Here is a 13539-nt window from a genome sequence, read left to right on the forward strand (position 1 = left end):
GACTTCCCTCTTGCATTGCAGGCCTCAAATCCCTAGCATGTGGTCACTATTTCGTTGATGAGAATACAAAAGTGTTAAGAATGCTGACTCTAGTGGGAATGATGTTACTCTCCCCCAACCTGCTGGCCGAAGGCCAACCCCGCTATATCTCGGATAACGTGTTTCTTTATATTCTCAATGGCCCAGGTACTGATTATCGTATTTTGGGTTCAATTGAAGCGGGACAACCCATTACACTGCTGGGCGAAACCCAAGGCGATTATTCCAAAATCGTCGACCATAAGGGTCGCGAAGGTTGGGTGCAGACCAACTTGATCAGTTCAACCCCAAGTTTTCGTGAGCAAGTGTCAACGCTGACCAATGAGCTAAACGAAGCAAAAGCGAAATTGGCAGAAGTGTTAAGTTCTACGGATAACCATACCGATGAAGTAGCAGAGTTAAAAGCCAAGTTAAACGAAGCCGAAACTATGCTGAGCAAGACCACGCAGGAACGTGATAGTCTCAAAGTGACCGTTGACCGTAGCGCCCAAGATGCTCAATTTGCCCTATGGCGTGAAGGGGGACTTATCGCCGCCGCAGGTTTAGTGGTTGGAGTGATTTTAGTTTACCTGCCAAGACCACAGCGCCGTAACAAGAAACGCTGGATGTAATTATTTAGCGCCACAGCGTGATTTATTCCTCTAAAAAGCCAGTGTTTTCAAACACTGGCTTTTTTGTCAATTAAGCGTTACATCGGCTCATTTACGCCTGAGTTAAACATTCTTCACATTCTTCCTCGCTAGAGTGTTGTCCGTCACATTTTGGTTGTATAATCTGCGCGCGCAAACCTTCATATTGTATACAAAATATCAAATGCGTTTCGCGCCCCCCATTTTTGTTTCAACAATAGCGCCGAGATAATTGGCCAAGATGGAAGCGATTACTATGTTCAAAGCGAGTGAAGTGCTGGCAGGCCGATACGATTCTGCCAATCTCGACGAACTGTTCAGAGCCGTCACCGACAACTACATTGTCGATGAAGAACAATACTTGTCAGAGTTAATCAAACTAGTACCCTCCAGTGATGAAGCCATAGAGCGCGTCACTCGTCGTGCCCACGAACTGGTCAACAAGGTTCGTCAATTCGAGAAAAAAGGCTTAATGGTCGGCATCGACGCCTTCCTACAGCAGTACAGCTTAGAAACACAGGAAGGCATTATCCTGATGTGTTTAGCCGAAGCCCTGTTACGTATTCCCGATGCCGCCACCGCAGATGCGCTGATTGAAGATAAACTATCAGGCGCTAAGTGGGATGAGCATATGAGCAAGAGTGATTCTGTGCTCGTTAACGCATCGACCTGGGGCCTAATGCTCACGGGTAAAATTGTCAGCTTAGATAAAAAAATCGATGGCACCCCAAGCAACCTGTTGAATCGCTTGGTTAATCGCCTTGGTGAGCCCGTTATCCGTCAGGCCATGATGGCGGCGATGAAGATCATGGGTAAGCAGTTCGTGCTGGGCCGCACTATGAAAGAAGCGCTCAAGAACAGCGAAGACAAGCGTAAACTGGGTTATACCCATTCCTACGACATGCTGGGCGAAGCGGCGTTAACCCGTAAAGATGCCGAAAAATACTTTACCGATTACGCCAATGCAATCACAGAGTTAGGCGCTCAAAACTATAATGAAAACGAGTCACCGCGCCCAACAATCTCCATCAAATTATCGGCGCTGCACCCGCGTTACGAAGTCGCCAACGAAGACCGCGTGCTGACTGAGCTGTACGATACCGTTATCCGCCTAATTAAACTGGCGCGCGGCTTAAATATCGGTATCTCTATCGATGCTGAAGAAGTTGATCGCCTCGAGTTATCGCTAAAATTATTCCAAAAACTGTTTAATTCTGAAACGACAAAAGGCTGGGGATTACTCGGCATAGTCGTGCAAGCCTACTCTAAGCGTGCTCTACCCGTGCTAGTTTGGTTGACTCGTCTGGCGAAAGAGCAAGGGGATGAAATCCCAGTTCGCTTAGTGAAAGGCGCCTACTGGGATAGCGAACTTAAATGGGCACAACAAGCAGGTGAAGCCGCTTACCCACTCTACACTCGCAAAGCTGGTACTGACGTTTCTTACCTCGCCTGCGCCCGTTACTTGTTATCGGATGCGACTCGCGGTGCTATCTACCCACAATTTGCCAGCCATAACGCGCAAACTGTGGCGGCGATTTCCGATATGGCGGGCGATCGTAACCATGAATTCCAACGCCTACACGGCATGGGACAAGAGCTGTACGACACTATTCTGTCGGAAGCTGGCGCAAAAGCTGTGCGTATCTATGCGCCTATCGGTGCCCATAAGGATCTACTGCCCTATTTAGTGCGCCGTCTGCTGGAAAACGGCGCGAACACGTCGTTCGTCCATAAACTGGTCGATCCAAAAACCCCAATCGAGTCTTTAGTGGTGCATCCGCTAAAAACGCTGACGGGCTATAAAACCCTGGCTAACAACAAAATCGTTTTACCTACCGATATCTTCGGTAGCGATCGCAAAAATTCCAAGGGACTCAATATGAACATCATTTCCGAATCTGAGCCATTTTTCGCGGCCTTAGACAAATTCAAAAATACCCAATGGCAAGCGGGCCCTCTGGTTAACGGTAAAACCTTAACTGGCGAACATAAAACGGTTGTTAGCCCATTCGATACAACTCAAACCGTGGGTCAAGTGGCCTTTGCCGATGACGCAGCCATAGAACAAGCGGTGTCTTCCGCCGAAGCGGCATTTGCCTCTTGGGCACGTACGCCAGTTGAAACCCGTGCATCAGCACTGCAGAAGCTAGCGGATTTATTAGAAGAAAACCGTGAAGAATTGATTGCACTTTGTACCCGTGAAGCGGGCAAGAGCATTCAAGACGGTATCGATGAAGTCCGTGAAGCCGTTGATTTCTGTCGTTACTATGCTGTACAAGCCAAGAAGATGATGGCAAAACCTGAACTACTTCCTGGCCCAACGGGAGAGCTGAACGAACTCTTCCTCCAAGGCCGCGGCGTATTTGTGTGTATCAGCCCATGGAACTTCCCATTGGCTATCTTCTTAGGTCAAGTATCTGCGGCATTAGCGGCGGGTAACACAGTTATCGCAAAACCCGCGGAGCAAACCTCGATTATTGGTTACCGTGCGGTGCAACTCGCTCACCAAGCCGGTATTCCTGTTGAGGTGCTGCAATTCCTACCCGGTACGGGTGCAACTGTCGGTAGCGCAATTACGGCCGATGAACGTATCGGCGGAGTGTGTTTTACCGGTTCAACTGGCACGGCAAAACTGATTAACCGCACGCTAGCTAACCGTGAAGGCGCGATCATTCCTTTGATTGCCGAAACCGGCGGTCAAAATGCCATGGTGGTGGACTCTACCTCTCAACCTGAGCAAGTAGTGAACGATGTGGTTTCATCGTCTTTCACCAGCGCGGGTCAACGTTGCTCGGCATTGCGGGTGCTCTTCCTCCAAGAAGACATCGCCGATCGCGTGATCGAAGTGCTGCAGGGCGCGATGGATGAGTTAGTGATTGGCAACCCAAGTTCAGTAAAAACTGACGTAGGCCCAGTGATTGATGCTACCGCAAAAGCGAATCTTGATGCGCATATCGACCATATCAAGCAAGTCGGTAAGCTTATCAAGCAGATGCCACTGCCAGCGGGCACTGCAAACGGCCACTTTGTGTCGCCAACTGCGGTTGAAATCGATTCAATAAAAGTGCTTGAGAAAGAACACTTTGGCCCAATTCTGCACGTGATCCGTTATAAAGCAGCGGATCTTGGTAAAGTGATCGATGAAATCAACAGCACAGGCTTTGGTTTAACCTTAGGCATCCACAGCCGTAACGAAGGCCATGCCCTCGAAGTGGCAGATAAAGTGAATGTGGGTAACGTCTACATCAACCGTAACCAAATCGGCGCTGTGGTTGGCGTGCAGCCTTTCGGCGGTCAAGGTCTGTCAGGTACTGGCCCTAAAGCCGGTGGCCCACACTACTTAACCCGCTTCGTGACCGAAAAGACCCGCACCAACAACATCACCGCCATCGGTGGTAATGCGACTCTGCTGTCACTGGGTGATAGCGACGAATAAGCTCTCTCACCTGTGAGAGTTGAAAAAAGCCAGACTGAGTCTGGCTTTTTTATTACATTAATCAAAATCAAAGTCGTGGGGCTTCACCCCACACCCGACCAAAAGGGGAAAAGCGCCTGTTCCCCTTTTGGAAATCCCCCGGCGTCCCTAGCGAAGTTACATGCATTAGTTAGTGGCTTCGTGCTTATTCGAAAATCGCTAACGCTTCCGATGGTACATCCTGTACCCCGAAAGCTAACTCGGCATCCATGCCTCGCTCACACGATTTTCTTCAACGCCCTTCAGCAACTTCGCAGGGGAGGTGAACTTCTGTGATCTCGATGTTTGCCGTTAATCCTCAAAGATATGTGTCTGTCCCATTTTTACACACTACTTAACTCGCTTCGTGACCGAAAAGACTCGCACCAATAACATCACCGCCATCGGTGGTAATGCGACCCTACTGTCACTGGGTGATAGCGAAGAATAATATCGTGCGTCAGTGAGTATTAAACAAAAGCCAGACTGAGTCTGGCTTTTTTGGGATGTAATTTGATTTGAGAAAAAGATAAGTTATGGAGCCGAACTTGAATCTTCTTTTTCCTTAGATAATATAGACTTATCTATTTATAATCATTAGTGAATATTAAATAAATTCTATTTAGGGACATTTAGAAATGTCAAAATCTCATTTTTAAAAAGCCTAACCCCATCTTCTGATCTAGTTTCCAAATAAGAATAAATATCGCCAAATGTTATATTCCTACCATCATATTGAGTTCTTAACAACATTTTGAATAGACTTTTTGCTCGTTTTGGATCAGAACCACCATGAAACTCAATTGGCTTTAAAAATGGAAAGTCTGGCGACTCATTATAGGCTCTAAAAATTTCCATCTCAATATTATCAAATGGTAGAAAAACTACATTGTCAATATCAGAAAGATAACCTTTACCGACTTGATCTCCATCCAAAACAGCTAAGACATGTTGTTGTTCACCAAAATAATTCATTTCTATATTTCTATTTTTAAGGTCTATTACTTGAGTAGCCCCACCAATGTATATGACTTGAAACTTGTAAAAACAAGTTTCATTTGACACTAGGTACTCAATATAGTCTTGAAGACATACATCCTCAGTAAGAATATATCTATCCCACCCTTTAAAACCATACATTATGCTTTTGATATAATTATATGACCTCTGAAATATTTTCACCTCGAGTTCTTCTGCCTCAGCATAGTACAACTCTTCTTCTAATAACGTTTTTATTAAAGCTAAAGAGTGAGTAGTAAAAAGGATATTAACCTGGTATTGATGGCAATATTTCCTAAGCATTTCAACCAATTTAACTTGTGCACTTGCATCTAGAGATATGTCAATTTCATCGACAACTATAAGCTTTGTTCTTTTCCTAAACTGTTTGTAAAGATTTATCAAAAAGTATTCACCTGAGCTAAGATAATCCTCCCTAATGTAATACCTTTGCTCATCATCTTTAATAATAAAATAATATAATTCCCTTCCAATTAATATTTCTTTTAAACTGTCAAATCTATTCCCACCATAAATCGAGTTTAAAAATATAATCAGATCATTGGGTGTATTATAGTCACCAACAGAAATCCTAGCTCTTAACTGCTCATCCATTCCAGCAAGCCGCTGAAAGTGGTTAAATCTCTCCCCGTGTGGTATAGGTAGCTCTACAGTAATTAACCCTCTAATATCACTAGGAATATTCTGTTTCGTATCGATCGAATTTACAAATTTGCTATACGAAAAAACTATCGGTTCACGCCCATCATCGAAGCTATAAGTAATTGAACTGTCGCGATTAAAAATGTAAGGGGCAGCAGTTTCCTGGAAAGTATTATTTATAGACAAATTTCTGATTGCACGAACTAATGTAGTTTTCCCAACACTATTCTTACCTGCAATGCAAATTATTTTGTTCTTAGTTAAATCAACTTCAACAGTCAAATTGCTAATATGCTGAACTTCCTTAAGTGTTACTGTAAATTTCATCTTAATTTACCGACTGTCTAACAAACATTTCAATCACTGTATTCCCGTACTTACGCCTCAACTTATTAACATATTCAGGATCCATTGAGTTAAATGCAACTAATTTATTCGTAATATATCTAGCACCTACCTCTACAACAGTTCTCTCTTTACTTTCCTTGTTATATTTAATGTTATTCTTTGTAAAATCAATAAATTTATCTTTATCTGTAAAATAAAGATATATTAGTGTTTCTAACTTTTTCTTTTCTGAACTAGGAATTGTAACCGTACCATTAGGTAATATATTCAACCCTAATAGTTTAAATGAATTTCCAATATGATTAAATTTTGTTTTAGACTGATTTAACGAAATACTATCATTTACATGTTCACATAGTAAACTTTCTATTTTTAATACAATGTCATTATCAAGCCTATCGTTCACACTTGATATGATAAGGTCATCAGAATATCGAGTGTATACTAATTCATTTTCATTTGCATATTTTAGCAATGCAATGTCAAAATCTAAAAGACACAAATTACTCAAAAGAGGAGACGTTGAAAAACCAGCTGGTAATTTATCCTCAACAACAGTAAGATAAACTATTAAATCAATATAGTCTTCTATATCTGAAATTGGGAAGTTATCAATCTGATAGCGTAATGAAATTTCAATATTATCCCTGTTCAAACTACCATAGAAATTAGATATGTCCGTCTGAAGAAAAAACTTACTCCCAGAGTGTTTCTCGATAGCATCTCTTATACTTACACCTTTCGTGTATGAGTACACAACATCTTTATTATATTTAGCGTAAGCAAGGATAGAACTATTGATAAATTTATGGATATCCTTCAACTCTTTTGATGCCGAAAAAACTTCTCTGTTGTTAACCATCAACTTTTTATAATTACTTGACAGATCAAAACCAATAAAGTCATTGAAAGAAAATTTATCATGAAAAATCGACAAAAAGACTTTATCTAAACTTCTTTTTTCCATAATGAAAGACCAACTTAACGATGAAATTATAGAGTTATATTATAATTAATCGCTGTTATAATCTAGCAATAGATTTATGTATATTTAAATATAATCAAACTAAATATAACGACATTATAAAATAGAGGTTATGCAAGCGTTTCGCAATGCAGACTGTTTACATTGGATAGTTTAGATAGTTCGAGGAATTGGCTTACTTTCATGCACTGTATCTGAATAAGTAATAGCACTTAATCAAGATACGAGTGCATTCAGTAAAATGGTTCATGACCCGTAGTGACCTGCTTAATGACTGGAGATACTCCTAGTCGCGAGGTATGGTTCGAATCTAATTGAATTCAGATAAAATTGCAACGAAAAATACGGAATTAAATGGGCGAAAAAAAGACAGCGAATGAAAGATCGGACAGGCACAACTCTATACAGGATTTACGGCCTACTCAGTGGCTGAAAAGACAGGCACAGATCTTTGGGGATTAATAGCTCGCACAGTTGCGACAGAAGTTCACCCTCCCCTCGGAGTTGCCGCAGGGCATTTGCGATCGTTGCGTGAGCGAGGCATGGATGCCGAGATAGCGTCAGTCGAATCAGGGACGAGCGTCTGACGCGATAGCATTAGAACGCTTAATGCCCAAGGGGCTTTCAACTCCGTAGGGGCGTCTTGGAGCATCCAAGGAGGATAGGACGAGCAGTCCTCCTTGGTCGGGTGTGGGGTGAAGCCCCACGACTTTGACTTTGTTTTTAAAAAATTTAACAGTCGCAAAGACCAAAGACAGGACAGGCACAGCTCTTTGGGAATGAATAGCTCGCACAGTTGCGACAGAAGTTCACCTTCCCCTCGGAGTTGCCGCAGGGCATTTGCGATCGTTGCGTGAGCGAGGCATGGATGCCGAGATAGCGTCAGTCGAATCAGGGTCAAGCGTCTGACGCGATAGCATAGGAATGCTTTATGCCCAAAGGGCTTTCAACACATACTACAACGGATATCCGGTGAAAAAATGCCGTTCACATTAAGTGAACGGCATTCAGCAGGTGCTAGATTTTTGAAATTAGGTCGTAATTAACAGATTAATTGATAAGGTACATTGCATCACTGGTAGCCAGCATAATTTGGGTTTTCCGCTCAGGATTTAGGCGTACTTTTAAACTATGTTCACTTGGTTGACCAATTAAACGTGGGCTACGCCAAATCGTATGACCAGAAGCATTAAGCTTTTCTAATAGATAGATATTATCATCATCCCAATTGCTAGCGGTTCCTTGCTGGGTGGTTAGATAAAATGCTTGTTGATTGTTTGTTGAGGGGTCAACGGCAACATCAATAATTCTATTTTTATATTCATAATGTGCTTTTTCAATGAGTGTATTATCTATGATATCGTAAATATAGATATCACTTTTATCAGTTCTGTAACTGTCACTTTTAATACACAGCAATTCTTTAGCGGCATCTGTATCATAGTTAATTAACTGAATACGGTTACAGCTTTGGCTGATAAATGACTTTTCTGATAGTTGACCATTACCTAATATCAGCACTGATAAGGCATCATATCGGGCAACAATAATATTGTCTAGATTTATCTCAACATCATCAATATTTGAGTCAAAGGTATATTTAGCAATAATTTTTTCATTCTCAATATCAACCAAATTTAACTTATTACTATCACTATAGATGGCATCAATAAAACCATCAGCATTAATATCTTCAGCTTTGATAGTGTTGATATTTACATCATAGTCGCCAGTTGTTTGCCACTGTATGCTGTGATCAAACAATTGCATGACCCCAAAAGAACCATCATAAAGATTTGTGGTAGGTAGAAATATGTCGCCAAAGCCATCTTGGTTGTAGTCTGTCGTGACGGCCATTGAACTGCGATCCCAGTTTGATGATATTTCATCACTGATATCATATTGCCCCTGTGTGTTCATGGTGACAATACGGCTACCGCCATAACCGCTGCTTGATTCAGGCACGAAGAAAACCGCTTGCTCATTGTCTTCTGTAATATGTGACCAACCCGCACTTGAAAATGTGTTTAGCTGAACGGATGAAACGTTTGGTTTAATCGTCACTGATGAAGCAGTTAAATCTGCAACAATAAACGAGTCTTCACCAGATGAACTAGTACCCGTGCTCCAGTGTATCTCATCTTTGCCGTCGTTATCAGAGTCACCGATGACCACTGATTTTGAACCATGGTCTTGCATGTTGACCGACCACAGTTGCACTAAATCGGCACCCACTAAGTTGTAGGCATGAATATCACCCCACTGACAATCACCAATAATAATTTCATCAGCAGCATCGTTATCAATATTACTTACATTGATTGAACAAGTATTAAAAACTTCAAGGCTAGCCAACTGTGACTTGTTTTGTGCCGAGAACACCGTAATGTTGCCCCAAGAATTAGCCCCAACAATTTCATTAATGCCATCGTTATTAACGTCACCTGCGGCAATATAGGCATCACCAAATTGGGTGCTATTTATCCATTTGTTGGCGCCTGATACGGCATCATAAACAAGGCCGTTGTTCATGATAATTTCAAGGCCTGCTTGGTTATCAACATCAGCAAAAATAACCTGTTTGGCTTGCTCTACATCAAATGATAATAAGTTTGTGTTTGGCGCATTGTAGCTAATAACGCTGAGGCTTGTGTCGCTGTTGTAGTCTGATTCAGCATGTAAATAGCCGATTTCTGCTATGCCATCACTATTGGTATCTGTGATGGCTGCAGAGCTAATGTAGTGCTCTGTGTCAAATAGTGATGTAGCCAGTGAATTCATGCCATCAATCACACTGATACCATGCTGAGTCACCACTAGTATTTCATCTACATCATCATTATCAAGGTCAAAGGTAAGTAGTTGAACAATATTACCGCGAGTTGGCAGATTAAATGGATATAGCCACTTTTGGCTATAGTTGCCGTTTGATTCTGCGAGTAAAAATAGTCTATGTAAGTTGTCTGTTGCCAGCACTTCATTGCGACCATCATGATCAAAATCACCAATTAGCATAGATTGGTTGTTTGATGGCGCTTCAATTCCCGAACGAGTAACAGGGAAAGGTTTATCTGACGTGGCTTCAATGCTAACTACTTGCTGGTTGGTAATGTTGCCGTTGGCATCGGTTATTGCAAAGGTAAAATCAAATGTTTGCAGTGGGAATAAAAAGTCATTGCCAACATTCCAAGTGACTAAACCATCACTGTTTATGGTTGCGCCACTTGGTGCGGCAAGCAATTTACTGCTTGATTGGCCATTTTGGTTATCTGGGTCGATAAATGATGCAGTAAACTCAATAGTATCACCAGCGTGTATGTTGCTTGGTAAATTTGTGAGTTCAATTTCGAGCGGTGCATCACCGAGAGTAAAATTAAAAAAGCTACTTTCAACAAAATTGCTGCCATCAAATACCACCATGCTGACTTTTACGTCATCACCATAAACGGCAATATAAGCGGGTAAAATATTGCTATTTTGGCCCTCTACTAATACACCATTAATGTACCAGCGATAGCTAATTTGTAACTGTTCAATTGGGGTATCAGGGTCACTATAACTTCCTGCAGTCACCATTAAAGGGGTGTAGGTATAAACATTATATGTGTTTCCCCACGGTGAAGACGCTACAGGAGGTAAAGATAGAGTGTCTAAACTAACCAGTAATTTTTTTGACACATCACCCGAGATTAAGTCATAAAGATCATAAAAGTACGTGCCTACATCATACACGCCGTCATTATCGTTATCTTGGGTGTATTTGATTAACACGCTACCAACGTCATGATTAAACTCTAACGCGGTTTGATTGCTGCCACTAAAGATAATTTTTCCACCGAAAAAGTTAGTGCCAACCAATTCTGTTTTAATAGCAACTTTACCAATATCACTGACAAAGTAATCGCCTTGTAAGCTTTCTGAAGCTGTCTGTTCACTATTTTGAGCCGTTCTAACCAGTTGATAAAGGTACTGTTGACCTACGACGTTATAAACTAACTCAACATCAAAGGTGTATTTGTAGCCATCAACGTTGTCAATCGATTCTTTTATGCCATAAAAACCAGTTACTGATATTGGCGAACCTCCTTGGGTCCAAGTGACATTGTCAAAGTAAATATCCAATTTAAAATCATTCTCGAGCACGCTTTTTATCGCAATGGCAAAATTACCAGTGGTGAGGCTGTTATCTCTGCTTTTACAACGATCAAACTCAATCGACACATTTCCTAAACCATCGCCATTGAGCTTACCCTTATAGTTAATGCTCCCGCTTACATCACAGGCAACCTTGGCGTTAATGCCATCTTTATCTGAGGTGTTGTCCGGAATTTTTTCAAGGTAAAGGTTAGGTAATAGCATTCCTTCCGCATTAAACACTTGCTTAAAAGTGGATTGAGATAGACTGATATCAAGCTGCGCTGGTTGTTTGCTACCAGTGTACTTTTTAGTCACTAATGACTTGGCTGCCGTTTTTAGCTGAGAAGGTGTGTAGTCACTGGCATTGATAATTATTTTTGAATCGGGATCTGTGTTGCCACTGGGGGGAATTGGATTATTGTTGCTGGAGTCTGAGTCAGACGACCCACCACCACAAGCTGTTAGTGACAGCGCTAGCACACAAGCTAACCCAAATTTGAAGTTTAATAACATTGTTCATCCCTAATAAAATGCTAATTCAAAAAGTTGTGTTTTTTATGATTATGGGTGTCGATATTTTGCGCTGCATAGTGTATTCAGTCGACAACAAGTAAGCAACTAACACACAACAAAAAAATCAACTGGTTCACTTGTTCCTTTATCGCCAATTTTTACTGATGACTAGCAGCTCACGGATATGGTCATAGCCCCGATGTAGATAAAGCGGTTAACAAAGAAGCTATCACTCCAATATCCGCTATTAAAAACGTCCAAAAGTCGCGCTGTATTACCTAGGCTTACAGTATTATGCCAAGCTTGAAGCTGACAAATAGCTCTGGAGATTTTCATCACATCACTACAGGTCATATTATATCGATCTAACACTGGCAACTTTCTGAAACCGGCTTTTTCAATAATTTATTGAAACACCCATAGTTAAATAGTTAAATATTTAGATATTCAGTTATTAATTGCTCACTTTCAGGTTTATGAAGGATTTAGGGTAATTGAGTTTTGTCATAAAGTGACCATTCGCGGCATTTATGAATGCCTTTCACATCAGACGAGGCGGATCTACACACGGACTTGAACAACATCCTTGTTTAACGGCCAGTTCGCCGTCCATGGCTCTAGTTCATAAGCTCAGAACCCCTAGGTTTCTATTCACCGTGTCGGTGAGTGAATGCCATGGCGAGCCGCTGCCAGTGAATATCAGCAAACGTTAAGCACCCAACCATCCTTGCCGCTTGGCTGTAATTCCTCAATACTCTTCCACCAATAAGCCTCACCCAGCAAGAGGCTTCAAAACTAATCAGAACGGCTTCAAATTGTGAATAGGATGGATTTCAAAGTGATGCTAGGGGATTGCGCCTAAGAGATAAAAACCTTCATAATCAGCTTTCAATCAATCGATTGGTTTTTCATTTTATCAAAGGTCACTTTCTCAAGGTCACTTTCATAAGGTAACTATGGAATTTTCGTTGTTAGATATTTCTGCATTGGTGTGGTTTATCGTTTCTTGGGCTGGCTATACCGCCTTTGCCCGGCGTAAGGCGAGAGATACCGACTGTATTGCCCGTGGTCTGCATAAGCATAGAATTTACTGGATGCTTGAGGTGATGACCCGCGGCGTGCGCGTGGGTGATGCGGCGCTGCTGGCGAACCTTGAGCGCAATATTGCCTTTTTTGCTTCGACCACGCTGTTTGTGCTCGCGGGGGTGTTAACCTTATTTGCCCAAGTCGAGCGCCTCGAAGCCGTGATAGCCACTATTCCCTATGCTACGCCACCCAATCATTCACTAGTGCAAGTGAAGTTAGCGCTATTGGTGGTGATCTTTGTGATGGCCTTCTTCCAGTTTACTTGGTCGATGCGCCAATACGGCTTTGTCAATGTGATGATAGGCGCTGGCCCATTGGACGCGGATGGCTCAAATGACAATCTCAAAGCCTATGCCAGACAGATGGCCACGGTACAAGATCAAGCGGCTCACTCCTATAACTATGGTCTGCGGGCTTATTATTTCTCGATGGCGGTCCTCTGTTGGTTTGTCCATCCCATCCTCTTTATTTCGGCCAGCCTGTTTGTGGTGGTAACCCTGTATCGCCGCGAGTTTAAATCCCGCGCCGTTTTGGCGATCACTGCGGCCAAAGCACACTTAGGTATTGAATATCAAACCCGTGAAGCTAAACGCCGACAAGCTTAGCCCCGTTAAGACTGCAGTCTCTTGGGATTGCAGTCTCATTCTTGTTCTATACTCATCTAGTTATATTCCAACCAACCCTTG

Annotated in this window: 6 protein-coding genes; 3 read left to right on the forward strand and 3 right to left on the reverse strand. The window is 42.1% G+C overall.

Features of this window, described 5'->3' with window-relative positions; genetic code table 11:
- Nucleotides 1-101: 101 nt before the first annotated feature.
- The gene (locus COW15_RS05265; RefSeq protein ID WP_293630887.1) at nucleotides 102-650 is read left to right on the forward strand and encodes a TIGR04211 family SH3 domain-containing protein; all 549 of its coding nucleotides are present in this window, start codon (nucleotides 102-104) and stop codon (nucleotides 648-650) included.
- A 259-nt stretch (nucleotides 651-909) separates the two neighbouring features.
- Nucleotides 910-4104: a bifunctional proline dehydrogenase/L-glutamate gamma-semialdehyde dehydrogenase PutA gene (putA, locus tag COW15_RS05270; protein ID WP_293630701.1), complete on the forward strand. Its 3195-nt coding sequence runs from the start codon at nucleotides 910-912 to the stop codon at nucleotides 4102-4104.
- Between the two features lie 636 nt (nucleotides 4105-4740).
- Here the strand turns inward: putA and COW15_RS05275 are convergent.
- The 3 genes from COW15_RS05275 to COW15_RS05285 all read right to left on the reverse strand — a co-directional run bounded on the left by COW15_RS05275 (nucleotide 4741) and on the right by COW15_RS05285 (nucleotide 11767).
- Nucleotides 4741-6111 carry an AAA family ATPase gene (locus COW15_RS05275; RefSeq protein ID WP_293630702.1) on the reverse strand — a complete coding sequence of 457 codons (1371 nt, stop codon included), beginning with the start codon at nucleotides 6109-6111 and terminating at the stop codon, nucleotides 4741-4743.
- A gap of 1 nt (nucleotide 6112) precedes the next feature.
- Nucleotides 6113-7099 carry a reverse transcriptase family protein gene (locus tag COW15_RS05280; RefSeq protein ID WP_293630703.1) on the reverse strand — a complete coding sequence of 329 codons (987 nt, stop codon included), beginning with the start codon at nucleotides 7097-7099 and terminating at the stop codon, nucleotides 6113-6115.
- A gap of 1068 nt (nucleotides 7100-8167) precedes the next feature.
- Entirely contained in the window at nucleotides 8168-11767 is a 3600-nt protein-coding gene (locus tag COW15_RS05285) for a VCBS repeat-containing protein (RefSeq protein WP_293630704.1), read from the reverse strand.
- A 956-nt stretch (nucleotides 11768-12723) separates the two neighbouring features.
- On the opposite strand from COW15_RS05285, the gene COW15_RS05290 reads away from it, so the two are divergent.
- Nucleotides 12724-13458, forward strand: coding sequence for a DUF599 domain-containing protein (locus COW15_RS05290; RefSeq protein WP_293630705.1), 735 nt, complete (start codon nucleotides 12724-12726; stop codon nucleotides 13456-13458).
- Nucleotides 13459-13539: the final 81 nt, after the last annotated feature.

Source organism: Shewanella sp. CG12_big_fil_rev_8_21_14_0_65_47_15 (assembly GCF_002783505.1).
Taxonomy (GTDB): Bacteria; Pseudomonadota; Gammaproteobacteria; order Enterobacterales; family Shewanellaceae; genus Shewanella.